This window comes from Salinicola endophyticus (assembly GCF_003206575.1).
Classification (GTDB): domain Bacteria; phylum Pseudomonadota; class Gammaproteobacteria; order Pseudomonadales; family Halomonadaceae; genus Salinicola; species Salinicola endophyticus.
The window spans coordinates 224347-249041 of the sequence record NZ_PZJO01000005.1 but is presented as its reverse complement, the minus strand read 5'-3'; the positions used below and the strand labels follow the sequence as shown (position 1 = coordinate 249041).

The following is a 24695-nucleotide window of genomic DNA, read 5'->3' as shown; positions in this document are numbered from 1 at the left end:
GTCGCGATCGGATGTGCCTCGATCTCAGCGTACGTGTCGCCGGCCTCAAGCGCCGTCGCCGGGCTTGCGCGGCTTGCGTGAGCGCGGCGTCTTGGGTTTGGCCGCCGCATCGGCGTCGGCCGCCGGCTTGGTGGCGGGCTTCTTGGCGCTACGCTTGCGCGGCGCGGGCTTCGCCGGCGGCTCGGCCGGGTGTACCTCGACGCCGGTATCCTCCTCCTTCAGCGCTTCGGTCTCGGGGTCGTCCAACGGCAGTCGCTGCTCGTCGATGCCCTGCTCGTCAGCCTCCAGCGGCAGCTCCTCACCCTCGAAGATGGGCGACTCATCGTGCGCCGGCTCCCACTCCTGCTCCTCTTCACGCGCATTCTCGGCCTCGACGATACGCTCTGCCATGGCCCAGTGGCGCTCCCCCTGCCCCTCCGGTCGTCCTTCCGACTCCCAGATCCGGTAGGCCAGCATTCTGACTCTCTGCTCCCGATTGCTCATGACGATGTCTCCTTAGAGGGTGCTCACAAAATGCCTTCCTCGTCGACTTTCTGAACACCCTCTATATGCGGATTGACGAAAAATGAGGCGATCCCTGCCTCGCGGTGAACATGGGTCGGTGGCCTGGCGCGGCCATCCGCTTTATCAGCTTAGCGGGTCTGGCGCGGGAGGCCGCCCTCATGGCGTTCCGGATGTCGGCGCGTCACGCCACAGCCAGGCACCACAGGGAAAGTCGGTCAGGTGGGTCGCCAGCGTCAGGCCATCGGCCGGCGCGGATGTCGCGGTCAGACACGCCGTGCCGGGCCCATCGAGCCCCAGCGCGGCGAGCTCGACCCGAGTATCGTCCCAGGCCAGTTCCATGCCATCGGCCGCAGCCAGCAGCGCTCGCGGCAGGCGCGGCACCACCAGCACCAGGGTGGCGTCAGCGTTACGGCGGGCCAGTGCGATGACATGATCGGCACGCCGGCCAGTGACCCCGAGGGGCACATAGTCGCCGTCGAGGAACAGCGCCGGCCACTCGGCGCGCAGCGCCAGCAGGCGCCGAATCAGCGCCTGCTTGACCGCACCATCACGCCACTGTGCCCAGGCCACCACCGGCGTGGCGTCGGCGCTCAGCGCCGTGCGCCGTGCGGGCATGTCCACCGGGCGACGATTGTCTGGATCGACCAGCGACTGGTCCCAGAACTCGGTGCCCTGATAGAGATCCGGCACCCCCGGGGCACACAGCTTGAGCGCGGTCTGGGCCAGGCCGTTGATCGCGCCGGGCAGGTCGAGCGCCGCCGCCAGCGCCGCCACATCCCGCGTCAGTTGCCCGCCATCCAGGGCACGTTGCACCGCTGCTGCCGCGGCTTCCTCGTAGGCGGCGTCAGGGGCCAACCAGTGGCTATGCAGCTTGGCTTCGCGTAGCGCCTTCTGCTGCCACGCCGCCACCCGCTCGGCAAACGCCGCCAGACCGTCATCGTCATCGGCAGCCAGGCCAAGGGGCCAGGCCGCAAGCAGAATCTGCAACAGCATCAGACGATCACCGCCGCTGACACCCGCAGCGCCCGCGCCCAGACGCGGATCATCGGCGAGTTCACGCAGCCGAGGGATCAGATCCTGGCACTCGCTCAGCGCGGCCAGGCGCGCGCGCACGTCCTCGCCGCGCTTGTGATCGTGGGTCGCGGTCGCCAGCAGGCTGTGCGGGAAGCGTGCCAATCGCACGCGGTTGGCCGCATGCAGCTGTGATACCGGGTAAGCAAAGTGGGCTCCCTCGCAGCCGACGTCGTTACGCGACAAGAGCACCGCACTGCGATAGCCGGCGGTGTCCTCCACCGCCTTGGCCGCCAGCGGCGAGGTGAGCTGCTGGAAGGTGGCGATAGCGCGCAGGCGCAGCGCCTGGCTGGGCGCCTCGAGCGTCGCCGGTGCCACCCCGCCGAGCCAGTCGTCGAACGTCGGCAGCCAGGCGGCATCGGCCGCGTCGAGCCGGGCGCGGGCTCCCTCGAGAGCGTGGGCGAAGTCGGCAGCGTCGGCCTGCGGGCGGCCATGGCGATCGGCGTAGCTGCGATAGACCGGATAACAGATCGCCAGCGCCTGGAGGACGCGGCGCAGTGCCGGTGTGCTCAGCTCGCGGGTCGCCGGCTGCTGGCGCGCGAGGATGTCGAGGGCGGCGACACAGCGCTCGAACTCGGCGCACAGGGGGCCGGCGAGCATCTCGCCGCGGGCCGCGGCGACCTCGGCGGCGAAATCACCGCTGCGTCCGCTCACCTCGCGCCACAGGGCGCCGAACGGCGCCGCGCCCGCAGGGTCGTGCTGCACCCCGGAGACCGTGTCGAGAAACTCATAGCCGGTGGTGCCGTCGACGCCCCAGTCGGCGTGCAGCGCCTCGTGGCCGGCGAGGATCTTCTCCACATAAAGCGGAATGCGCGCCTCACCGCGCTGAGTGGCGATGGCATCCAGACACTCGCGCAGGCGCAGTCCATAGCCGCGGGGATCGACCAGACCATCGATATGATCGACACGCAGGCCATCGATCCAGCCCCGCGCCACCAGCCCCAGCACAGTGTCGTGGCACAGTGCGAAGACCCGTGAATCCTCGACCCGCACCCCGGCCAGCTCGGTGATATCGAAAAAGCGCCGCCAGTTGAGCGCATCGTTACCGCTGCGCCAGTAGGCCAGCCGATAGGCTTGGCGTTCGAGCAGCGCATGCAGCCGCGCGCGGCCGCTCTCGTGACGACTGTCGAACGCCGCCAGCGCCGCCTGGATCGCTTCGGGTTCGAACACATCCGCCGCGCTGAGATCGGGATCGGGCGCCTCGGCCCCGCCCAGTGCGATCAGCGCCGCGCTGTGGGCCGGATCGATGGGAAAGCGGTGCTCGTGATAGCGCACCTCGAAGCGCTGCGCCGCCTCCGCCCAGCCGAGCGTCAGCTCCCCCGCGGCGAGCACGTCCACATAGCGCTCGCCCAGCAGCGGCAGCAGCAGCTTGCCGTCGAGATCCGCGCGGCCCCAGTCGACGTCGAAGCAGTGCGCGAACTCACTGGCGCGGCCGCGGGCGAGCATATCCTGCCACCAGGGGTTGTCCACGCCGATCGCCAGATGGTTGGGCACGATGTCGGCGACGATGCCCATGCCGCGGGCGTGCAGCGCCTCGACCAGTGTCGCTAGCCCCGCCTCGCCGCCCAGCTCGGGATCGATGCGGGTCGGGTCGACGCCATCGTAGCCGTGGGTCGAGCCGGGCCGTGAGGCGAGAATCGGCGACAGGTAATAGTGGCTGACGCCGAGCGCGGCATAATAGTCGACCTGGGCGCGCGCGGCGGCGAAGTCGAACCCGGCGTGCAGCTGTAGCCGCACCGTGGCCCGGATCGGTCTCATGATGACACTCCTTGTCGGGACCCGGCGTGACCGCGCAGGTCGTGGATCTGCGCCAGGCGGCGCCGCAGCGCCTCCTGCGTCACCAGTTGCGCCACCGGCAGCGGTAGCCGGCGGCGCCAGTTGGGGTGTTCATCGAGGGTCCCGGGCAGATTGGGCTGCTCGGTCAGTGCCAGCAGGTCCTCCAGCGGCAGCAGTGTCAGCGGGGTCGGGGTGGCGGCGATGTGACCGAGCGCGGCATCCACCACCGTCGCCGGCGCGGAAGTGTCGGCGACGCCACAGACCGCGGCCAGCCGCGCCCGGTCACGTGCGCGCTCGGCGTCGAGTGCCGCCCGGGTTTCGCCATCAGCGAACAGCCCCAGTCGCTCGCGCCAGTCGAGATCGCGCCCCTGCCACCACCCCGCCACCGTCGGCAGGTCGTGGGTGGTGGTGGTGGCCAGCACGCCCTGGCGCCAGGCCGAGGCGGGCGGGAAGTCGCCGCCATCGCGCTCGAACCAGAGCACGCCGATACCCAGCACCCCGCGGCTGGCAAGCTTGTCGCGCAGACCCGCCTCCACCGTGCCCAGATCCTCACCGATCACGATCGCCTGGTGGCGCCAGGATTCGAGGGCCACCAGACGCAGCAGGTCGTCGAGGGGAAAACGCAGATAGGCGCCGTGGTCGGCGGACTCGCCCTGGGGGATCAGCCACAGCCGCGACAGTCCCAGGATATGGTCGATACGCAACCCGCCGGCGTGGGCGAAACCGGCCCGCAGCATGGCGATGAAGCCTTGGTAGCCGGAGCTCGCCAGTCCCGCCGGCGAAAAAGCCGCCACACCCCAATCCTGGCCGCGGGCATTGAACGCATCCGGCGGCGCGCCGACACTGAACTCGGTCAGCAGCTCGCCGGGAAAGCTCCACGCCTGACTGCCGCAGGGATCGACCCCCACCGCCAGATCGGCGATCAGCCCGATTCCCATGCCGGCATCGCGTGCGCGCTGCTGCACCCGCTCGAGCCCGGCCGCCATCAACCACTGCAGAAAGGCGGCAAAGCGCACCGCCTCAACATGGCGATCGGCGAAGGCCTCCACCTCGGCGCTAAGCGGATCACGCCACGCCGGCGGCCAGCGGCGCCAGTCACGCTCCTTGGCTTCGGCCTGCAGCACCTCGAAACGACAGTGGCGCTCCAGCGCCTCCCCGCCACGCTCGCAGAAAGCCTCGAACTGCGCATGCCAGTGTTGGGCTTCCTCCGCTACCATCACGTGATGGTAGAGGCGCTCGAGCTGGGCCTGCTTGAGCGCGACGCTGGCCGGCCAGTCGATCAGCGCGGCCTGCGAGCGCTGGGCCAAAGACTCGCGCTCGGGCGCCGCCGCCCAGGCCACGGTGGCGGCATCGAAGACGCACTCGGGGGCGGCGTGCCAGACGTTGTAGAACAACCGGCTGGAGGGGGCATAGGGGCTGTAACGCTGGGGATCGGCGGCGAACAGCGCATGGATCGGACTCACCGCCACCGCATCCGCGCCCTGTCCGGCGAGACCGATGCACAACTCGTCGAGCGCCTTTAGATCGCCGATCCCGGTATCGCCTTCACGTCTGAGCGAGTAGAGCTGCACCGCCACCCCCCAGAGCCGGGCCGCAGCCCCCTCGGCGCGCACGTCGGCGGGCGTGAAACAGCGCGCGGGCGCCACCGCCAGGGTCCGTGTCAGCCGCTCCCCGTCGCGGCCGAACAGGGTCAGGCGGTGATAGCCGCAGGCATCGATGGGCGGCAGACAGCCTGTCGCATCGAGTTCGCCGCTGAGCGTCTCGCCACTCTCCAGGCGCAGGCTGAAGCCGAACCCCGCGGCCTGCGTGAGCGGCATCGGGAAAGCCACATCGGCATCGGCGATCAGCAGCGGCGGCAGCGCGGGCCAGGCGTAGGGCGCACTCTGCGCGCGCCAGCGGGCGAGGCTTGCGTTCACCTCGACCGCATCTGCCGCCGGCCAACCCAGCCGTGCCAGCATCTGGCGTTGACGCTCGGCATCGAGCGTGCAGTGGCTGCCGTCGCTGGCCTCCCACGCGAGGATCAATCCGACCGCCTCGGCCAACGTCTCGAGCGCCGCCGCTTCCGCGCCGTGCGCGCTCATGCCGTGGTCTCCCGAGCATCCAACCACACCGCGCAGCGCCGGGACGGCAGTTGCTCCGCACGAAGCGCCGCGGCCACGTCGGCGTGCGAAGCGACCAGCAGCGGCACCGGCGCGGCGAGGTTCACCGCGGCCGGCCCCAGGTTGATGGCGATACGCAGGGTACTGCCATCCCCCAGCTGCCAGCAGGCATCCACCGCGGCGTCACCGATCACCTCGCTGCGCAGCGCCCGGGCACCGGCCAGACGCGGCACCACCCAGGCGTGGCGCAGCGCCAGCCAGGCTGTGAGGCGCTCACACTGGTCGCGATGCTCGGGGCGCTCGGCCTCGGCCGTGTCGAGACAGGCGTCGGCGAAGGTGGTCTGAGCATTGGGGTCGGGAATACGCTCGCGCTGGGCCGGGTCCTCGAAGGCACCGAACTCGGCGAACTCCCGCCGCCGCCCCTCACGCACCGCATCGGCCAGCGTATCGTGATAGTCGGTGAAGAACAGAAAAGGGCGCCGCGACCCCCACTCCTCACCCATGAACAGCAACGGAATCTTGGGCGACAGCAGCAGCAGCAGCGTGGCGGCGGCGAGCGCATCGGCATCGGCCAGCTGGCTCAGGCGCTCACCGAGGGCGCGGTTGCCGATCTGGTCATGATTCTGCAGAAAGTCGATGAAGGCCGTCGGCGGCAACCAGGCGCTGGGCTCACCGCGCGCTTCACCCTTGCGCGTGGCCTGTCCCTGGAAGACGAAACCCTCGCCCATCGCAGTGGCGAGCTTGGCCGTGGCGTCGGTGACGAAATCGGCATAGTAGCCCTCCGCCTCGCCAGTCAGCAGCACATGCATCACGTTGTGCCAGTCATCGGCCCACTGGGCGCTGTAGCCCTCCCCACCGAGCAGGCTCGCCTGGTTGTGCTCGTTCTCCAGCATCAGATGAACATGGCGCTCACCGCCGACCCGGGTGCGCAGGGTCGTGGCCATCTCGAGCAGGAAGTCGCGATCGCCGATGGCGTGCACCGCATCGAAGCGCAGGCCGTCGACGCGATAGTCGAGCAGCCACATCAGCGCATTATCGATGAAGAAACGGCGCACCTGAGGGCGACGGAAATCGATCGCCGCGCCCCAGGGCGTGGCCACATCGTCACGGAAGAATGCCTTGGCATAGTGGGGTAGAAAGTTGCCATCGGGCCCGAAGTGGTTGTAGACCACATCGACGAACACCATCAGGCCGTGATCGTGAATGGCGTCCACCAGCGCCTGGAATGCCTGCGGGGTGCCGTAGTAGGAGGCCACGGCGTAGGGCTGCACGCCGTCGTAGCCCCAGTTGCGGGTACCCGGACACTCGGCCAGCGGCATCAGCTCGATCGCCGTGACCCCGAGTTCGACCAGCTGCGGCAGTCGCCGTACCAGCCCGGCCATGCCGCCGATGGCGCCGAGGTGCACCTCGTAGATCACACACGCTTCCCAGGGCCGGCCGCGCCACGCCGGGTGCTGCCAGGTGTAGGCGCTGGGGTCGGTCACCAGCGACCAGCCGTCGACCCCATCGCGCAGCGCCCGCGAGGCGGGATCGGGCACCGCCAGCCCGGTGTCGTCGTCACCGACGAAGACCCGGTAGCGGTAGGCGCTGCCCACCGGGCAGTCGAGCCGGGCGACGAACTCCCCCGCCTCGGCCGACGTCATCGCGACCGGCACCTGTCCCTCGCACTCCAGCAGCACCCGATCGGCGCTCGGCGCCCAGAGCCGGAAAGAGACGCCGCCCGCGGCATCGGGGTGGGCGCCGTAGCGCGGCACGAAGGTATCGACACGGGCGTCCGGCGGAGGCACGGCGGAGGGCGTACTCATGGGGTGTCTCCATGCCAGACTTCATGGCGCAGAAAGAGCGTGGCCATCGGCGGCACCGTCAGCGTGAGCGACTGCGCCTGACCATGGCTGGGCTCGGGAAGGGCCTTGAGGCTGCGCCCGTTGCCCACGTTGCTGCCGGCGTAGAAGACGCTGTCGCTGTTGAAGATCTCGCGCCAGCGCCCGCCGGCCGGGACACCGAAGCGATAGGTCTGGTGCACGCAGGCCTGAAAGTTGCTGACGCAGATCAGCGTCGCATGGCCGCTGTCGGCCTGCCGCGCGAACACCACCACGCTGTTGTGGCCATCGTCGGGCACCAGCCACTCGAAACCGTTGTCGCCGTCGTCGCGGATCTGCAACGCCGGCTCGTTGACGTAGAGGCGGTTGAGGTCGGCCACCAGCCGCAGCATGCCGGCGTGCCGGCTCTCGAACAGCAGCGGCCAGTGGATCGCCTCGGGGAAGCGCTCGGCCAGCACCTGACCCAGCTCGACGCCCATCCCCAGCCACTTCTCGCCGGGCAGCGCCCACATCATGCCGAGCGCCGCCCGCAGGTTGGCGAAACGCTGCCAGGCGTCACCGTGCACGCGCTGGCGCCACGCCCCCAGGGGCACCTCCGGGGCGGGCATTTGTGCCAGCAGGCCACGCCCCCTGGAAGAAGGCGTCAGCGCCGCGATCCACTCAGCGTGATGGCGGCAGCGCGCCAGTGGCGGACGCGCCAGATAGTCGCTCAGTGCCGCCTGCCAGGCGGGCTGGAAAACGAGAGTGACATCCGCCCGACCGTCATCGACGAATAGCCGGCAGTGGCCGGCCTCCGTGCCATCCGTCGGGGTATGCACGCCATCGACGTGCAGCCGACGGCAGCGCTCGAGGCTCTGAGACGTGGTGACAGGCTGGCTCACCACCACCCCGACACCCGCGATATGACAGGTTTCGACCACTCTGCGAATGACCGCATCACGCTCGGCCAATAGCGCCGCGTCGAAGGCGACATGGGTAAAGCCGAGATCCGCCACGTAGGGCACCAGTTCCTGGATCAGCGCGTCCCAGCGCAGCGGCGGCGAGAAACGCGAGGCGTACCACTCGGCGGCATCGAGACAGTAGAAAGCGAGCGGCAGATCCCCATGGTGTCGCGCTCCGCGCACCCGCATCCAGTCGCCGTCGTCCCAGCGCCAGTCGGTGTCGTCGGGCACCCCCGGCGGCGGCGCCATCGACGCCATCAGCCACCAGCGCAGGGCGCCGAAGTCGTAGGCCGCGGCGGTGGACGCCGCACCGCTCCCGACGCCGCTCATCGGGCGCTGCCGTGGTCGCTGCTGCTGGCGGGAGAGGTCTCCGCCAGCAGCTCGGCGTAGAGCCGGCGATAAGGCACCACGGCCTGGCGCCAGTGCAGGCGCCCGGCCATGGCCGCGCGGCGCATGGCGTAGAACAGATCGGTGGCGTGGAACAGATCGAAGGCGCGGCGCAGTGTGGCGCGATAGGCCTCCAGCGTCATCTCGTCGAACAGCAGCCCGTTGATGCCATCCTGGATGGTGTCGGCAAGGCCGCCGGTGCGGTGGGCGATCGGCAGCGACCCGAAGCGCTGGGCATAGAGCTGGCTCAAGCCGCAGGGTTCGAAGCGCGACGGCATCAGCAGGAAGTCGCTGCCGGCGTAGATCTGGCGCGCCTCGCCCTCGTCGAAACCGATATTGACCCCGATCTGGCCGGGGTGGCGCCCCGCCAGCGCCACCAGTGACTGCTCGATGGCATATTCGCCGCGCCCGATCACTACCAGCTGGCCGCCGGCAGCGACCAGGGTATCGGCGATCTCGCAGGTGAGGTCGAGCCCCTTCTGCGACACCAGCCGGGAGACCACCGCGAACAGCGGGCCGCCGCTCGGGTCGAGCCCGAACATGCGCCGCACGCGTTGGGTGTTGGCGCGCTTGCCGTGCCAGTCGTTGATGCCGAAGTTAGGTGCCAGGTGAGTATCGTGGCGCGGGTCCCAGCGATCATCGATCCCGTTGAGCAGGCCGCTGAGCCGCCCCTCCAGCGCGCGCTTGGCGAGCAGCCCCTCCAGCCCGCAGCCGAACTCGGGGGTGGTGATCTCCCGGGCATAGTTGTTGCTGACGGTGGTGACATGGGATGCGTAGGAGAGCCCCGTCTTCATGAACGAGAGCTGGCCGTAGTACTCGACGCCATCGATATGGAAGGCGCTCGGCGGGATGCCCAGCGGCTCCAGGCGATCGGCCCCGAACACACCCTGGTAGGCAAGGTTGTGGATGGTGTAGACCGAAGGTACGTAGCGCCGCCCCAGCCAGCGCACATAGCCGGCGGTGAGCCCGGTGGCCCAATCGTTGAGATGCAGAAGATCCACCTGCCACTCGAGCAGTGCCGGATCATTGACGATCGCGGCGGCGGCCAGCGCCAGACGCGCGAAGCGGATGTCGTTGTCGGCCCAGCCGACGCCGAAGTCGTCGCCATAGGCGTTGCCGTCACGATCGTAGAGCGATGGGCAAAGCACCAGATAGATGATCAGCCCGTCGTCGCACACCAGACGCCCGATATCGCAGGCCGGCAGTGCGTGGCTGGCGGGCAGCTGGGCCACCCGCACGATGGGCTTGCCGGCGCTCAGAATCTGCCGGTAGCCGGGCATCAGCACGCGCACGTCGTACCCCGGCTTGAGCGCACGCGGCAGCGCGGCGGAGACGTCGCCGAGTCCGCCGGCCTTGATGAAATCGGCAATCTCGGTGGTGACGAACAGAACACGCCGGTCGCGTCCGGGGGCGACCGGCCGCAATCGCGGCAAGGGGGTCTGCGTACCTGGCCCGCGCGGCACTAGATCGCGGGGGTGTGGCCGCTCGCTCGGCTCATCGTTTTGGGCTCTCCTTCCCTGAACCGCGGCCTTTACCATGTAAAGCCTCCCGAACACCTGCGTCAGCCTGCATTGACGACCTGGGCCGCACCTTGATCCTGCGGGCCCGCGCACGGCTGTCGCGATAACCGACGTTAGCCCACCCACCGCGACGTGCTAGCCAGACCAATAGCGCATTGACGTGACACCCTGACGATGTCCGCGTGACGGCGGTCCCTACTAGGTATAAGGCAGCACCGGGGGGAGCGTCAAAACGTCTTTTTTGCCTGCGTCATCGGCGCCCGTGGCACGCGCAAGAAAAAAGGCAACCTCCATGGGAGGTTGCCTCTATTTCAGCGTAGCCGATTTGGCGTTCGGCGCAGGTACGGATACGTCATCGAGTGCACCGGGCGCGTCAGCGACCCCGCCCGGCGCTGTCTCACGAGCGCTGTCCGTCGGCGTCAGCGCCCTCGTGCCGGCGCTTGAGCTTGGCACTGAGCCACAGCGTCACGCGCATGATCAGCACATAGGCCGCCGGCACGAACACGGTCGCCAGCACGGTGATCGAGATCATCCCGCCGACCACCGGTGTGCCGATCTGCTGCCGGCTCGCCGCGCTGGCCCCGGAGGCGAGCGCCAGCGGCAGGGTACCGCCGATGAACGCCAGCGAGGTCATCACGATGGGCCGGAAACGCTGGCGTGCCGCCACCTTGGCCGCCTCGATCACCGAGAGCCCGGCGTGCTTGCGCTGCTGCTCGGCGAACTCGACGATCAGGATGGCGTTCTTGGCCGCCAGCCCCACCACCACGAGTAGCCCCACCTGCAGGTAGACGCTGGTGCTGAGCCCCGCGAGCTGCACCGCCAGGATGGCGCCGATGAAGGCGAACGGCACCGCCGAGACCACCGCCAGCGGCAGCGTCCAGCTCTCGTACTGGGCGGCCAGGATCAAGAACATCATGACCACGCCGAAGGAGAGCGCCAGGGTCGCCGCGGTGCCCACGTTGGCCTGCTGATAGGCCTCCCCGGACCAGCCCATGGCGTAGTCGGAGCCCAGTGTCTGTTCCACCACCTCCTGCATCGCCTGGACCGCCTGGCCCGAGCTGTAGCCCGGCGCCGGCCCGCCGGCGAACTGCGCCGCAGGGTAGACGTTGTAGCGCTGGAGCACCGTGGGCGCATTCTCACGGGTCAGCGTGACCAGCTCGGAGAGCGGGATCCGCTGGCCGTCGCCGCCGCGCACATAGACCTTGCTAATGTCTTCCGGGTTGCGCCGGAAGTCGTCTTCCGACTGCAGATAGACCTGGAAGTTACGGCTGGATCGCGTGAAGTAGTTGACGAAGGCGCTACCGAAGGTGCTCGCCAGGGTGGTGTTGAGATCGGAGATATCCACACCCAGACTGCGCACCTTGTCGGTATCCACGGTGGCGCGATAGACCGGCACGTTGACATCCAGGGTCGAGAACGCCTGGCCGATCTCGGGGCGCTGATTGGCCGCCTGCATGATCTTGCCGGCCGCCGCCGCCAGCTGCTGCGGCGAGTCGCCGCCGTAGGACTGCAGGTAACCGGTGAAGCCACCGGTGGGCGACAGCCCCTGGATCGGCGGCATGTTGAAGGCCATCGTCTGGCCGCCCTGGATCTGGGCCCCGATCTGCATGATCTTGCCGATCAGTTGGTCCGCGGTCACGCTGCGCTGCGACCACGGCTTCATGGTCACGAAGACCGTACCCTTGGCGGTGTTGGCCGAGCTCGACAGGATGTCGAAACCGGGGATGCCGACCACGTAGTTGATCCCCGGCACCTCCTCACGCAGGCGAGTGCTCAGCTCCTGGATGTAGGCGTCGGTGCGCGACACCGAGGCGCCCGCCGGCAGCGACACCGAGGCCAGCGCCACCCCCTGGTCTTCGGTGGGCAGCAGGCCGCTGGGCAACTGGGCGTAGATCATCCATGACAGCACGCCGACCCCGACCAGCCCCACCACCACCAGCCACAGCTGATGAATGAGGAAGTTGGTGATCGCCATGAACAGGTCAGTGACCTTCTCGAAGCCCTTGTTGAACCACGCGAAGGGCTTCTTGATCGCACGGATGAGCTTGGATTCACGGATACGCTGATGGTTCTGCAGGAAGATCGCACTGATCGCCGGCGTGAACGACAGTGCCACCAGCGCCGAGATCGCCACCGAGATGGCGATGGTGATCGCGAACTGCTGATACATCTGTCCGGTGAGACCGCCCATGAAGCCGACCGGCACGAACACCGCGGTCATGATGAACGAGGTCGCGATGACGGCGCCCGAGACCTCTTTCATCGCCTCCAACGCGGCGCTGAAGGGCGTGGCCTCCTCGTCCTCCTGCATGATGCGCTCGACGTTCTCGATCACCACGATGGCATCGTCGACCACGATCCCGATCGCCAGGATCATCCCGAACAGCGACAGCAGGTTGATCGAGAAGTCGAGCAGATACATCCCGGCGAAGGTGCCCACCACCGAGATCGGCACCACCGACATCGCCACCAGCGTCGAACGCCAGCTCTGCAGGAACACGAACACGATCACCGCAACCAGCAGCAGCGCCTCGATGAAGGTGTGCTCCACCGACTGCACCGAGGCGTCGATGAACAGCGTGGTGTCGTAGGGGATCTCGTAGTCCAGCCCCGGCGGGAACCGCTTCTTGAGCGTCGCCATCTCGCTCTTGACCTCACGCGCCACGTCGAGGGCATTGGCCCCGGGCTGGAGGTAGATGGCGATGGGCGCGATCGGCTTGTTGTTGACGTAGCCCTGGATGCCGTAGGTGTTCTTGCCCAGCTCGACCCGGGCGACGTCACTCAGGCGCAGCGAAGAGCCGTCGGGATTGGTGCGCAGCAGAATGTTGCGGAACTGAGCGGCGCTGCTGAAGCGCCCTTCCGTGGTGATGGTGTAGGTGTAGGGCGAGGGGTCGCTCTGCGGCTCGGCGCCGATCTTGCCCGCGGCCACCACCGCGTTCTGGGCGCGGATCGCCGCCGACACCTCGGCCGGCGTCAGGTCGTACTGCGCCAGCTTGTCCGGATCGAGCCAGATGCGCATGGCGAACTCTTGGCTGCCCAGCACCTCAGCCTGCCCCACCCCCGGCAGCTGCTTGAGCGCATCGGTGATGTTGATGTTGGCGTAGTTGGTCAGATAGAGCGAGTCATAGGCGTCGCTGGACGACGTCACGGCGACGAACATCAGCACGCTGGAAGCGCGCTGCTCCACCGTCACGCCCTGGGCCTGCACCTCGCTGGGCAGCTTGGAGAGCGCCTGCTGCACCCGGTTGTTGACGTTGATCTGCGCCGTCTGCGGGTTGGTCCCGATCTTGAAGTAGACGCTCATCGACATCTGACCGCTGTCGGAACTCGACGAGGTCAGATAGATCATGTTCTCGGTACCGTTGATCTCCTGTGCCAGGGTCGACGCCACCGTATCGGAGACCGTTTGCGCGCTGGCCCCGGGATAGGTCGCCGAGACGCTGATCGTCGGCGGCACCACCTGCGGGTACTGCTCGATCGGCAGGGTCCGCATCGCCATCAGACCGATCAGGATGATGATGACCGAGATGACCGTGGCGAAGATCGGCCGCCTGATGAATACGCTGGAGAAATTCATCAGTTGGCTCCGTTCTGGCCGCCATCGGTCTGGGCCTTGTCCTGACTCCCTTCGGCCCCCTCGCCACCCTTGGCATCAGCCTTCTGCGAGGGGTTCTCGCCGGCCTTGTCCTGGGGGTCCTCGGCGCTGCCGGAGAACGGCTGCGGGTCGATCTTGTCACCCGGCGAGATGCTGCCGATGCCCGACACCACCACCCGGTCGCCGCTGTCGAGCCCCTGGGTGATGATCTGCCAGTCGCCAGCGACCTCGCCCAGCGAGACGAAGCGCGCCTCGGCCTTGCCGTCGGCATTGACGATGTACACCTGTGGCCCCTTGAGCCCCTCGGTCACCGCCACCGCAGGCACCGCGAAGACGCCGTAGCGCTTGACGTTGGGCAGGGTGACGCGCACGAACTGTCCGGGCAGGAACAGGCCATCCTGATTGCGGAAGGTGGCTTCGGCCTGGACCGTGCTGGTGTTCTCGTCGACCCGCGAGCCGAGGAAGTCGAGCTCGCCCGAGAGCTTGAGCGGCTCGCGCGTGGCCGAGCCGGTGGACGGCGCGGTGAGCACCGCGGCGTCAGCCTCCTTGGCGCCGCGCTGACGCTGGCGGCGCAGGGCGAAGGCGTCGTCGGCGGGCAGCGAGAAGCGAACCTCGATGGGGTTGAGCGGGGTGATCGTGGCCAGTTGCTGGGGCGGTCGCACCAGATTGCCCACGTTGACCTCGCTCAAGCTGATCATGCCGCTGACCGGAGCATTGACCTGGGTATAGCTCAGATTGATCTGGGCGCTGTCCAGCGCCGCCTTGGCCTGAGCCACCGACGCCTGGGCCGTGCGCAGATCGGCCTGGGACTGATCCCGCTGCTGCTGGCTGACCGAGTTCTGCTTGTAGAGGCGCGCGTAGCGCTCGGCATCACGCTGCGCCCGGTAGAGCTCGGCCTGGGCACTCTGCACATCGGCCTGGCGCTGCTCGACGGTCGCCTCGTAGGGCGCGGGCTCGATGGTGAAGAGCTTGTCGCCCTTCTCGACCAGACTGCCCTCGCGGTAGTGACGCGCCTCGAGAATGCCCTCGACCCGCCCCATCACCGTGACCTCCTGGTCGCTGCGAATCATGCCCGGATAGGTCTTGGACAGCCCGATGTCGCGCGCCTTGACATCCAGCACCTGGGCCTGGGTCGGCGGCTTCTGCTGCCCCTGCTGCTTGTCGCTGGCACTGGATGACTCGTCGCCGCCGCAGGCGGACAGTACGAGCGAGAGCAATATCGCGCCACCGATACCGATGGGGCGATTCATGAGTGTAGGGCGCATGAGTCTCCGTCCTGGAAAGAGTGCCTAAGGGAATGTGGCGAGCTTACAGGCATACATACATGAATGTAAACTTGCCAATGAATGGGGTATTCTCGCGCCAGGGACTCGACACCACCGAGAAAGATCGAGCCACACGCCGCCTTTATCAACGCTCATGACGACACCACCATGCCGAAACGCACCAAGGCCGAGGCCGAAGCCACCCGCGAGGCGCTGCTCGACGCCGCCGAGATCGTTTTTCTGGAGCGCGGTGTTTCGCGCGCATCGCTCGAGCAGATCGCGCGCCAGGCCGGCATGACCCGCGGCGCCGTCTACTGGCACTTCAAGAACAAGTCCGACCTGTTCCACGCCATGCTCGACCGGGTCAAGATGCCGCTGCGCCAGCTGCTCGACGATGTCGAGGACCCCGAGCGCCCCCACGCGCCGCTGACCAGCCTGCGCCTGGCCTGCCTGCACGCCCTCGAGCGCCTGCAGCGCCCGCGCTCCCAGCGGGTACACACCATTCTCTTCCACCGCTGCGAATCCTCCGGCGACATCGACATGCTGGGGCTGCAGAGCCACTTGGCCCAGGAGTGCTACGACACCATGGTCGAACGCCTCGAACAGGCCCAGCGCGACGGGGCTCTGGGCAAGGACGTCGACCCCGAGATCGCCTGCCGCATGCTGATGTCGATGTTCGGCGGCCTGATGCACGACTGGCTGCGCGACCCGACCCAGTACGCGCTGGACGAGACCGGGCCGCGCATGATCGAGACCTTCTTTACGCGTATCGCCCATCTGCCCGGCGAACGCTGAGCATACTGCGGTGTGGGGCCAGGTGACTCGACTCCCCTGACTGGGCGCCACTCATAGGTTAATAGCTACTGATGTAATTCTGGCTACTTTAGCCGACTCCGACACCATGCGCTGGTCCGCGAGCCTGATTCGACCGCGCATGGCACGCCTCTCGCTCCTGCCGGCTCAGGCCGCCAGCACCCGGTCGACGGCCCGCGACACCCCGCCGCGATAGCCGGCGCCGAAGAGATAGAGGTGATTGAGCAGCGGATAGAGCTGAAACAGCGCCTCACGGCGTGACCAGTCGGCCGGGCGCCGGCCATCCCAATAGGCCTCGTGGAAGGCCGCGCCCGGGTCGCCGAACAGACTCAGCATGGCCACGTCCACGTCGGGATAGTGACGATAGACTGCCGGATCGATGATCGCCGGCCCGCGCGGCGTGAACAGCACGTTGCCCGACCACAGATCGCCATGCACCAGTGACGGCGGCTGGTCCGCAAGCCAGCTCTCCAGCGTCGCGGCGACCCGCTCGATCCTTGCCGCCAGTGGCGCGTCCAGCAGGCCTCGGTCGCAGCAGGCGCGCACCAGCGGCAACAGCCGGCGCTCGCGCTGGAAGGCGCGGCCATCGGCCAGCATGGCATTGGGCTGCGGGGTGAGCCCGCAGGCATTGTCGCGCCCCCAGCCATGCTCGGCTACGGGGTCACGGGTGACGGCGTGCAGCTGCCTTAGCCCCTCGCCGAGCCGAGCGCCATCGCGCGGACCGCTGGCGTCCAGCACTTCCATCACCAGCAGATCCCCGGCCAGTGCCACCACCCGCGGCACCACCAGGGTATCGGTCGTCGCCAGCGCGGCCAGCCCGTCGGCTTCACCGGCGAGGCGTTCGGGCTGGTCACACTTGACGATCAGCGGCGTCGCCGCCTCCAAGCGCCAAACGCCAGCGCCGCTGTCGCCACCGGAAAGCGGCGTCAGGCTGCCGCGGAAGGTGTCATCGAGTTCAGCGAGACGTTGCGCCAGCCTCTGCATCATCGGTGCTCTCCTCACTCTCGTCGTCGGCTTGATCGGACTCGCCGCCCTTGCCGCGGCCGCGGTCGAGCTCCTGCTGGAACAGCGACTTGAACTCCTCCATGGCGGCCTTCTCGGTCGCCATCAGTTGCTCGGTGTCGTTGCGATGGGTGTAGGTATCCTTGAGCAGCTGATTGTCGAAATCGCGGAAGGTACGCACCGCATTGATCGCGTTGGAGCTGGGGTAGCCCATGCCCTTGAGCACCTCGACGCTCATTTCCATGCTCGAGGCGAAGGTCTCACGCACCACCCCATCCACCCCCTGCTCCATCAGCTTCCAGGCGTGATGGCGATTGCGCGCACGGGCATACACCTTGAGCTGAGGAAAGTGCGTCTTGGCCAGACGTGCGATGGTCAGCGCCGCGTTCTCGCCGTCGACCGCGATCACCAGCAGCTGCGCCTTGTCGATACCCGCCGCGCGCAGCAGATCGAGCCGCGTGGCATCGGCATAGAAGATCCGCGACCCGAAACGACGGATGAACTCAACCTGGGTGATGTTGGGGTCGAGGGCGGTGAAGGCGATGCCCTGCATCTTGAGCATACGCCCCACCATCTGGCCAAAGCGTCCAAGGCCGGCGATCACCACCGGCGGGGTCTCGTCACCGAAGTCGGTGTCGTAGGGGCGCGTCTCCTTGAGCCGGTTGCCCAGCGTCTCGCCCAGCTGATAGAGAAATGGCGTCGCCGCCATACTCAGCGTGACCGCAGCGATGCACAGGCTGGCAATGCGCTGATCGATCACCCCGGCGGCGACGGCGGCAGTGAGCAGCACGAAGTCGAACTCGCCGCCCTGGGCGATCACCGTGGCCAGCCGCGGGATCTCGGTGCGCGGCAGCTTTGCCAGCCACCCGATCGCGGCCAGCACCAGCATCTTGGCCAGGGTCATCGCCAGCGCCAGGCCGATCACCAGCAGCACGTTGTCGAGCACCAGGGCGAGATTCACCGACATCCCCACGGCGATGAAGAACAGCCCCAGCAGCAGCCCCTTGAACGGCTCGATGTTGGCCTCGAGCTCATGGCGATAGGGCGTATCCGCCAGCATCACGCCGCCGAGAAAGGCCCCCAACGCCATCGACAGCCCTGCCCACTCCATCGCCAGCGCCATGCCGAGGACCAGAAAGAGCGCGGCGGCGGTGAAGATCTCATGGATATCGCTGCGCGCGATCAGGGCCAGCACCCGCGGGAACACCAGCCGTCCGAACACGATCGCGGCGACCACGATGGCGACGCTTCGCGCCATGATCCAGATATCATCAGGGGCGGCATCCGCACGCCCGGCGAGAAACGGCAGCAACGCCAGCAGCGGAATCACCGCCAGATCCTGGAACAGCAGCATGGCGAAGGCGCTCTGGCCGTGGGGCGTGGCCAACCGGCGCCGCTCGTTGAGCACCTGCAGTGCGAAGGCGGTCGACGACAATGCCAGCGTCAGACCGAGAAAGATCGCGATGCTCGGCGCCAGTCCCAGCAGCAGACCGATCGGTGTCAGCAGCGCCGCACAGCCGGCGAGCTGCAGCGACCCCAGCCCGAACAGGCGCTTGCGCATCGACCACAAGCGTTTGGGCTCCAGCTCTAGACCGATGATGAACAGGAGCATCACCACGCCGAACTCGGAGAAGTGCAGCACCGTCTCGGGCTCGGAGATGAAACCGCTCACCGAAGGGCCAGCGATCAGCCCGATGCACAGATAGCCCAGAATCGAGCCCAGCCCCAGGCGCTTGAACAGCGGTACCGCGATGATCGCGGCGCCCAGCAGCACGGCGGCTTCAGTGAGAAAATCCATCGCTTGTCGGTCCTCGTCACGGCGTGCGCGCCGTCAATCATCGTTATCCGCCGCGGCCCCATGGCCCGCCGGTGTCTGGCGGAACGGCAGTCGCCCGCGGCACTGCTTGAGATATCTCTCGACATAGGCGCGCTCCTCGCGGCAGAACTGCGCCACAGCCTCGCGGAAGCCATCGTGTTCCAGATAGTGCAGCGACCGGCTCAGTACCGGGGCGAAGCCGCGGGTGAGCTTGTGCTCGCCCTGGGTGCCCGGATCGAAGCGCGACAGCCCGCGCGCCAGACAGTGCTCGATGCCCTGGTAGTAGCAGGTCTCGAAGTGCAGGAAATCCGCTGCCACTTCGCTGCCCCAGTAGCGTCCGTAGAGGGTGTCGTCGCCCTCGAAGCAGAGCGCGGCGGCCACCGCACGGCCATCGATGCTGGCCCTGACCAGCATCATCGCATCGCCCAGGGCGTCACGCAGCCGGGTGAAGAAGTCGAGGTTGAGATAGGGGTGCTGGCCGCGCTCGAGATAGGTCATGCAGTAGCAGCGGTAGAACTGCTCCAGCGCGGCATCGTCGATCGCCGCCCCGGTGAGGCGCTCGAACACGAAGCCCTGCTCGGCCAGCCGCCGGCGCTCACGCCGGATCTCCTTGCGCTTGCGCGAGCTCATGTCGGCGAGAAAGCCCTCGAAGTCGCCATAGCTGGCGTCGCACCAGGCGAACTGCACCGCGCAGCGTTCGAGCAGCGGGGCGCCGAAGTCCGCCTGCCATGCCGCCACCTCGTCATCACTGGCGAACAGCAGATGCCAGCTCTGCATGCCGCTGGCGCGCAGTACCGGGCCCAGCGCCGAGATCACCGCAGCGCGCGACTCGTCGGCGACCACGCCCAGCCGCGGACCGCTCGCCGGGGTGAACGGGATCGCGGACAGCGACTTGGGGTAGTAATCGCCGCCGGCGCGCTCCCAGGCATCCGCCCAGGCCCAGTCGAACACGTACTCGCCGCGCGAGTGACCCTTGGCATAGCGCGGCAGCACCGCCACCAGCCGCGCGCCGCGATAGACCAGTAGATGATCCGGCGCCCAGCCGGTCTCGGCGCAGGCGCAGCCGCACGCCTCGAGGGCGGCGAGAAACTCGTGGCGTAGAAACGGATAGCCCGTGCCCACCACCGCGTTCCAGCTGGCCGCATCCAGCGCCGCCAGGCTATCGATCCGCGCAACCCGCAGCGCGCCCTGCGGCGCTCCCTGACGCTCTTCCTGCTGTGCCATGCCGCTTCTCTCCTCCCGGTTGAACGCGTCCCTGTTGAGCGCGCGTGCCGCTCATGCCGCCGGGCCGCGCTGACAGCCTAGTCGATAGCCCGCAGGGCGCGGCACCGAAAACGTCGAGAGCGTCCGGCAAGCGTGCGATACTCTGGGGCATCGCCAGCGACATCACGACGACCGATACCATGAACGACCTTCACCCCACCCCGCCGCCGTCACCGCCAGGTCCCACCAACGTGATGGCGCTGGTCGCCTTCGCGCTCAGTGTGCTCGGCACCCTGGTGCCGCCGGCCGCGCTGGGCGGTGTGGTGTGCGGTCATCTCGCCCGCCACCAGATCCGCGCGAGCCGGGAGTCCGGCGACAGCTGGGCGCTGGCGGGTCTGATCCTGGGCTACCTGCTGATTCTGCTGTCGCTGGCCGGGCTTTTGCTGTTCGGCGGCTTCGTCGCGACAATGTTCGGTATCATGGCCTTCATGTAATCGCCTCCGGGCACCCCGGAGAGCCCCGGCTCAGCGACTCGACCACGCCGTAGACGAGACTTCATGCTAACTTCGCTTCTGGACAACGACTTCTACAAGATCACGATGCAGAACGCCGTGATCAAGCGCTTCCCCTACGCGCAGGCGCGCTACGCCTTCATCAACCGCGGCGAGCACGCCTTCCCGGAGGGCTTCGGCGATGCCCTGCGTGGCGCGGTCGACGCCATGGCCGATCTCACCCTCGGCGAGGACGAGAAGCGCTACCTCGAGCAGACCTGTCCCTACCTCGACCCCACCTATCTCGATTTTCTCGCCGGCTTCCGCTACAACCCCGACGAGGTCACCATCGTGCAGCGCGGCAGCGAGCTGTCGGTGACCATGGAGGGGCTGTGGTATCGCACCATCCTGTGGGAAGTGCCGCTGATGGCGCTGATCAGCGAGCTCTGGTATCGCCTGCGCCAGGTGCCCCGCGACGATGACACCACGGTCGAGACGCGTACCCGGGACAAGATCGAGCAGTACCAGCGCCTGGGGCTCAAGATCGCCGAGTTCGGTACCCGACGGCGCTTCTCCTTCGACGTCCAGGATCGCGTGGTGGGTGCCCTGCGCCACCATGGCGGCAGCGCCTTCAGCGGCACCAGCAACGTGATGCTGGCGATGCGCCACGGGGTCAAGCCGATCGGCACCCATGCCCACGAGTGGTTCATGTTCCACGGCGCCCGTTTCGGCTTCAAGATGGCCAACAGTCTGGCGCTGGAGCACTGGGTCGACGTCTATCGCGGCGATCTGGGCATCGCGCTGACCGACACCTTCACCTCGAAGGCGTTCTTCGAGAGTTTCGACAAGAAGTTCGCCAAGCTCTTCGACGGCGTGCGCCATGACAGCGCCGACCCGATCGATTTCGCCTCCCAGACCATCGCCCACTACGAGCGCCTGGGCATCGACCCGCGCAGCAAGACCATCATCTTCTCCGACGCCTTGACGCCGGAACGGGTCGAACGGATCCACACCTTCTGCAAGGACCGCATCGGCATGGCCTTCGGGATCGGCACCAACTTCACCAACGACGTCGGCGCGACGCCGATGAACATGGTGATCAAGATGGTCGAGGCGCGCCCGGAGGGGCAGCACTGGCTGCCGGTGGTCAAGCTCTCGGACGTGCCCGACAAGCACACCGGCGACCCGGAGATGATCGCCCTGGCCCAGCGCGTGCTGGCGCTCAACCATCGCGACTGAGCGCGCGGCGCCGGCGCATGGCTGACACCGCCCGCGGTCACTGACCGCGGGCGGTGGCGGTTACTGGTTGAGCGCCTTGTCCAGTGTCAGCAGCGCAGCCTGCCAGGAGGCCGCGTCCGCCGCGGCGTTGTAGCCCAGCGGCAGGTCGAACTCCTTGGCCAGGGCGTCGGCGTCGGGATTGGTGAAGGCGTGCGTCGCCCCCGGGTACTCCACCACGCGCACCTTGGCACCGTCCTTCTCCAGGGTCGCGGCCATGTCGGCCAGCGCCTGCTTGTCGACCAGCGGATCGTCCTGACCGTTGTAGATCCGCACCAGGCCGTCGAACGGCTGTGGCTGGCTCACCGCCTGGGTGGGGCTGCCGTGAAAGCTGATCGCGGCGTCGATCGGCATGCCTGCCAGGGCCATGTTCATCACCACGCCGCCGCCGAAGCAGTAGCCCATGGCGGCGATATGATCGCCATCCACCGCCGGATGCTGACGCAGCGCCGCCAGCGCCGCATCGAGCCGCGCCCGCGCCGCCGGCCAGTCCTGCATCACCTGACTGGAGAACGCCTTGGCGTCGTCGGGATGCTGCGCGACCTTGCCATCGCCGTACATGTCGACCGCCAGGGCGACGAAGCCCAGTGCCGCGAGCTGGTCGGCGCGGTGCTTGATGTAATCGTTCAGGCCCCACCACTCATGCACCAGCAGCACCCCGGGGCGTGGCTGGTCGTCGCTGGCGTTGTAGGCCAGGTAGCCCTTGTAGGTCTGGCCCCCGGTGGTGTACTCGAAGGTCTCGCCCTGCACATGGGGGCCCACTACCTCGTCGGCCCACAGCGGCAGGCTCATCAGGCTGACGAACATGGCCAGCAGCAGTCGTCCCATCATCGTTCTCCTTGCGTTGACTGCGGGTCGGCGGCGCCAGGGCGTCGTCGTGACGCGCCGCTCCCGTTGACTCTTGTGTTCCAGTGGCTCCCGAAACCCCGTTGCTCTCGTGTCCTGCTGGCTCTCGGTCCCGATCGCGGTATTTCCCGGCGGCTCGCGCATGTCGGTTCCGCGCGTCTCCGCCACCTCTGATCGACCAGACTCAACCCTCGAGGCGGCGCTCAGGGCGCCTGCTGAACGCGGTTACCGCCATGGGTCATCGCCACCTCGAGCCCGCTGTGGGCGCGTGCCAGGAACCTCTCTGGCGGCTCGCCCTGGCGACGCTCGGCCACGCCCAGACTAACCGAGAACGCCAACCAGTGGCCATGGAACTCGACCCGCGTGGTACCGAAACGCGCGCGCAGCCGCTCGGCGATGGCGGAGGTCTCCTGCAGCGACTTGCCGCTCAGCAGCAGTGCGAAGCCGCGCGCGTCGAGGCGACCGAAGCTGAACCGTTCGCGCAGGGTGGCGCGACACATCTCGCCGATGCAGGCGAGGACCAGGTCCCCCCCTTCACGCCCCCAGCGGGTGACGATATCGCTGAAGCCGTCGACCTCGAACACGATCAGCGACAGCCGCCCATGGACGTCGCCCATCGCGACCGCCTGGCGCAGGAGTCCCAGGAAGGCGCGCTCATTGAGGGCCGAGGTGAGTTCATCGGTGGCGTCATAGGCATCCCACTGCAGCGCCTGACGGCGGCGCTCGGTGATGTCCCGGGCCACCGCGACCCAGCCGGGGGAGACGCTGCAGACAGCATCGCAGTCGGCGGCGAAGTGGATCTCGCACCAGCGGTAGCTGCCGTCACGGTGGCGCAGGCGCAGCTCGAGCAGCACCGCTCCCGCGGTCACTGCCTGCTCATCGAGAGCGCGCTGTACCCGTGGCGCATCTTCGGGCGCCATCAACTCGAACAGCGAGCGCCCGACCAGCGCTTCGGCGCTGGCGCCCAGCACCCGCGCCGCCGCCCCGGCAGCCGCGCGGCAGGCGAGGTCGGCATCCAGCACCAGCAGTAGATCAGGATTGTGCTCGAGCAGGGCACGCGAGGCGGCATCACCGGCGCCCGCGGTGGCCACCCGCTCGAGCACACCGACCAGCGCCACGACCTGGCCCTCGGCATCGCGCTGAATGTTGAGGGTGTCGGCGATGCGAGACGAGGAGCCGTCGACGTGGCTCAGCGTGTAGGTAAGAGTCACCTGCGTGTCGCCGGCGTCGAGCGCTGCCTGCAGCCGCTCGAGCGCCTGCAGCCGACTGGTTTCACCGATCGCGGTCAGCCAGCGCTGGGGATGGTCGAGGTAGTCGGTGGCGGAGCGTCCGCCCAGATCGGCGACCGCATCGGCAACGAAGCGGACTTCTCCCAGCCACCAGCCGGCGTCCGTCACATAGACGGCAGCCGGTATGGCTCGCAGCCACTGCTGCGCCTCGTCGCTCGGCTCGCTCGCGCCAACCAGGGCATCGGATCGATTCATGCTCCAATCTCATGTTGCCGCAGCGACTGGCGGCGCAGTGGGTAAAGACGGGTTGTCAGCGCAGGCCGGCACGTCGCCGCGGCGCGACCTCGGCGTCCCGATAGGTGTCGCTCGTCGCCGATCCTGCCGCATCGGTCGCGGGATTGGCAGTGGCATAACGCCGCTCGCAGGAAGCGACCAGCTGGCGCAGATCATCGACACTCAGCTCGATGCGCTGGATGCCCTGCTGGCCCTGCCAGAGCACGAAGACCAGCGGCACACGTCGCGCCTGGTCCACCCCTACGATGCGTCCGAGCCGCTCTCGGCCGGGTTCGCGAAGCGTCTCGCCGATCAAGCGATGAGCGTTGAGGATCGTCTGCTGCATGGCACTGCCAACCTCGGCGCGGCGTTGAATGATAATGAATTAGAGAATTAGAGCCGTCTTACCTTAGAGGAGAGAGTCGCGTCAGGCCAAGTCTCAAGCGCATATCTAAGTATAATTCAAACTTTCTGACTCTATCGGCAGCAGCTAAAAGAACTTGAATCGATATTTCCCGGGTTACCGACCGACCCCGTCAGGCGCCCTGTACGGATGGCTTCCCGAGAATCGCCGCCATGGTACCAGCCCCGGCGCCCACTGCCAGTCTCGTTGGATCGCCCTTCGTCATACCAGGGCGCATGCCTTGGGAGGCCTATCAGCGACGTCGGACAACTCATGAGCGCGTTGGGCCATGATGTTGTCCCGCTGACAACCAGGATGTCGGCCTGCTGAACATCGGGCCAAAAAAATGGCGCTCTAGAGAGCGCC

At 67.8% G+C, this 24695-nt stretch carries 17 protein-coding genes; 3 read left to right on the top strand and 14 right to left on the bottom strand.

Annotated features, from left to right (window positions below; translation table 11 throughout):
• Positions 1 to 45: 45 nt before the first annotated feature.
• The 8 genes from DOM66_RS13380 to DOM66_RS13345 all read right to left on the bottom strand — a co-directional run bounded on the left by DOM66_RS13380 (position 46) and on the right by DOM66_RS13345 (position 14978).
• A complete protein-coding gene (locus DOM66_RS13380; protein ID WP_110674568.1) occupies positions 46 to 483 on the bottom strand; it encodes a DUF2934 domain-containing protein in 438 nt (145 codons plus the stop codon).
• A 177-nt stretch (positions 484 to 660) separates the two neighbouring features.
• On the bottom strand, positions 661 to 3333 hold the full coding sequence (gene treY, locus DOM66_RS13375) for a malto-oligosyltrehalose synthase (protein WP_110690530.1): 2673 nt from the start codon (positions 3331 to 3333) through the stop codon (positions 661 to 663).
• Complete coding sequence (malQ, locus tag DOM66_RS13370; protein ID WP_110690529.1) at positions 3330 to 5432, bottom strand: 4-alpha-glucanotransferase; 2103 nt, start codon at positions 5430 to 5432, stop codon at positions 3330 to 3332. Before malQ ends, treY begins: the two co-directional genes overlap by 4 nt.
• Positions 5429 to 7255, bottom strand: a complete 1827-nt coding sequence (gene treZ / locus DOM66_RS13365) for a malto-oligosyltrehalose trehalohydrolase (protein ID WP_110690528.1) — start codon at positions 7253 to 7255, stop codon at positions 5429 to 5431. Before treZ ends, malQ begins: the two co-directional genes overlap by 4 nt.
• Positions 7252 to 8541 (bottom strand): alpha amylase C-terminal domain-containing protein, encoded by a 1290-nt coding sequence (locus DOM66_RS13360; protein WP_110674572.1) that lies wholly within the window; start codon positions 8539 to 8541, stop codon positions 7252 to 7254. Before DOM66_RS13360 ends, treZ begins: the two co-directional genes overlap by 4 nt.
• The gene (gene glgA, locus DOM66_RS13355; RefSeq protein WP_245392439.1) at positions 8538 to 10031 is read right to left on the bottom strand and encodes a glycogen synthase GlgA; all 1494 of its coding nucleotides are present in this window, start codon (positions 10029 to 10031) and stop codon (positions 8538 to 8540) included. The genes DOM66_RS13360 and glgA overlap by 4 nt, the downstream gene beginning before the upstream one ends.
• Positions 10032 to 10515: 484 nt before the next feature.
• Positions 10516 to 13695 (bottom strand): efflux RND transporter permease subunit, encoded by a 3180-nt coding sequence (locus tag DOM66_RS13350; RefSeq protein ID WP_110674574.1) that lies wholly within the window; start codon positions 13693 to 13695, stop codon positions 10516 to 10518.
• The gene (locus DOM66_RS13345; protein WP_232825142.1) at positions 13695 to 14978 is read right to left on the bottom strand and encodes an efflux RND transporter periplasmic adaptor subunit; all 1284 of its coding nucleotides are present in this window, start codon (positions 14976 to 14978) and stop codon (positions 13695 to 13697) included. The genes DOM66_RS13350 and DOM66_RS13345 overlap by 1 nt, the downstream gene beginning before the upstream one ends.
• 168 nt (positions 14979 to 15146) lie before the next feature.
• On the opposite strand from DOM66_RS13345, the gene DOM66_RS13340 reads away from it, so the two are divergent.
• Positions 15147 to 15773, top strand: a complete 627-nt coding sequence (locus DOM66_RS13340) for a TetR family transcriptional regulator (protein WP_110674576.1) — start codon at positions 15147 to 15149, stop codon at positions 15771 to 15773.
• A 165-nt stretch (positions 15774 to 15938) separates the two neighbouring features.
• On the opposite strand, the gene DOM66_RS13335 is transcribed toward DOM66_RS13340, so the two are convergent.
• The 3 genes from DOM66_RS13335 to DOM66_RS13325 are packed head-to-tail and all read right to left on the bottom strand — an operon-like array spanning position 15939 to position 19833.
• Positions 15939 to 16778, bottom strand: coding sequence for a fructosamine kinase family protein (locus DOM66_RS13335; protein WP_110690526.1), 840 nt, complete (start codon positions 16776 to 16778; stop codon positions 15939 to 15941).
• Positions 16747 to 18591 (bottom strand): monovalent cation:proton antiporter-2 (CPA2) family protein, encoded by a 1845-nt coding sequence (locus DOM66_RS13330; RefSeq protein WP_110674578.1) that lies wholly within the window; start codon positions 18589 to 18591, stop codon positions 16747 to 16749. Before DOM66_RS13330 ends, DOM66_RS13335 begins: the two co-directional genes overlap by 32 nt.
• A gap of 33 nt (positions 18592 to 18624) precedes the next feature.
• The gene (locus DOM66_RS13325; RefSeq protein ID WP_110690525.1) at positions 18625 to 19833 is read right to left on the bottom strand and encodes a GNAT family N-acetyltransferase; all 1209 of its coding nucleotides are present in this window, start codon (positions 19831 to 19833) and stop codon (positions 18625 to 18627) included.
• A 179-nt stretch (positions 19834 to 20012) separates the two neighbouring features.
• Between DOM66_RS13325 and DOM66_RS13320 the strand changes: the two genes are divergently transcribed.
• The gene (locus DOM66_RS13320; protein WP_232825143.1) at positions 20013 to 20306 is read left to right on the top strand and encodes a DUF4190 domain-containing protein; all 294 of its coding nucleotides are present in this window, start codon (positions 20013 to 20015) and stop codon (positions 20304 to 20306) included.
• A 63-nt stretch (positions 20307 to 20369) separates the two neighbouring features.
• Positions 20370 to 21542, top strand: a complete 1173-nt coding sequence (gene pncB, locus DOM66_RS13315; RefSeq protein ID WP_110690524.1) for a nicotinate phosphoribosyltransferase — start codon at positions 20370 to 20372, stop codon at positions 21540 to 21542.
• 60 nt (positions 21543 to 21602) lie between these two features.
• Here the strand turns inward: pncB and DOM66_RS13310 are convergent, their stop codons facing one another.
• From DOM66_RS13310 to DOM66_RS13300, 3 genes are all read right to left on the bottom strand, one after another.
• On the bottom strand, positions 21603 to 22406 hold the full coding sequence (locus DOM66_RS13310; protein WP_245392438.1) for a dienelactone hydrolase family protein: 804 nt from the start codon (positions 22404 to 22406) through the stop codon (positions 21603 to 21605).
• A gap of 221 nt (positions 22407 to 22627) precedes the next feature.
• Complete coding sequence (locus tag DOM66_RS13305) at positions 22628 to 23908, bottom strand: sensor domain-containing diguanylate cyclase (protein WP_110690522.1); 1281 nt, start codon at positions 23906 to 23908, stop codon at positions 22628 to 22630.
• A 55-nt stretch (positions 23909 to 23963) separates the two neighbouring features.
• A complete protein-coding gene (locus DOM66_RS13300; protein WP_110690521.1) occupies positions 23964 to 24272 on the bottom strand; it encodes a hypothetical protein in 309 nt (102 codons plus the stop codon).
• Between the last annotated feature and the right edge of the window lie 423 nt (positions 24273 to 24695).

Bases quoted from the DNA above. Each gene is read 5' to 3' on its own strand.
- malQ (WP_110690529.1), bottom strand. From the start codon at position 5,432: ATGAGCGCGCACGGCGCGGAAGCGGCGGCGCTCGAGACGTTGGCCGAG.
- DOM66_RS13300 (WP_110690521.1), bottom strand. From the start codon at position 24,272: ATGCAGCAGACGATCCTCAACGCTCATCGCTTGATCGGCGAGACGCTT.
- DOM66_RS13330 (WP_110674578.1), bottom strand. From the start codon at position 18,591: ATGGATTTTCTCACTGAAGCCGCCGTGCTGCTGGGCGCCGCGATCATC.
- treZ (WP_110690528.1), bottom strand. From the start codon at position 7,255: ATGAGTACGCCCTCCGCCGTGCCTCCGCCGGACGCCCGTGTCGATACC.
- DOM66_RS13350 (WP_110674574.1), bottom strand. From the start codon at position 13,695: ATGAATTTCTCCAGCGTATTCATCAGGCGGCCGATCTTCGCCACGGTC.
- DOM66_RS13340 (WP_110674576.1), top strand. From the start codon at position 15,147: ATGCCGAAACGCACCAAGGCCGAGGCCGAAGCCACCCGCGAGGCGCTG.
- DOM66_RS13305 (WP_110690522.1), bottom strand. From the start codon at position 23,908: ATGAATCGATCCGATGCCCTGGTTGGCGCGAGCGAGCCGAGCGACGAG.
- DOM66_RS13335 (WP_110690526.1), bottom strand. From the start codon at position 16,778: ATGATGCAGAGGCTGGCGCAACGTCTCGCTGAACTCGATGACACCTTC.
- DOM66_RS13380 (WP_110674568.1), bottom strand. From the start codon at position 483: ATGAGCAATCGGGAGCAGAGAGTCAGAATGCTGGCCTACCGGATCTGG.
- DOM66_RS13345 (WP_232825142.1), bottom strand. From the start codon at position 14,978: ATGCGCCCTACACTCATGAATCGCCCCATCGGTATCGGTGGCGCGATA.
- DOM66_RS13360 (WP_110674572.1), bottom strand. From the start codon at position 8,541: ATGAGCGGCGTCGGGAGCGGTGCGGCGTCCACCGCCGCGGCCTACGAC.
- DOM66_RS13325 (WP_110690525.1), bottom strand. From the start codon at position 19,833: ATGGCACAGCAGGAAGAGCGTCAGGGAGCGCCGCAGGGCGCGCTGCGG.
- DOM66_RS13310 (WP_245392438.1), bottom strand. From the start codon at position 22,406: ATGGGACGACTGCTGCTGGCCATGTTCGTCAGCCTGATGAGCCTGCCG.
- DOM66_RS13320 (WP_232825143.1), top strand. From the start codon at position 20,013: ATGAACGACCTTCACCCCACCCCGCCGCCGTCACCGCCAGGTCCCACC.
- pncB (WP_110690524.1), top strand. From the start codon at position 20,370: ATGCTAACTTCGCTTCTGGACAACGACTTCTACAAGATCACGATGCAG.
- treY (WP_110690530.1), bottom strand. From the start codon at position 3,333: ATGAGACCGATCCGGGCCACGGTGCGGCTACAGCTGCACGCCGGGTTC.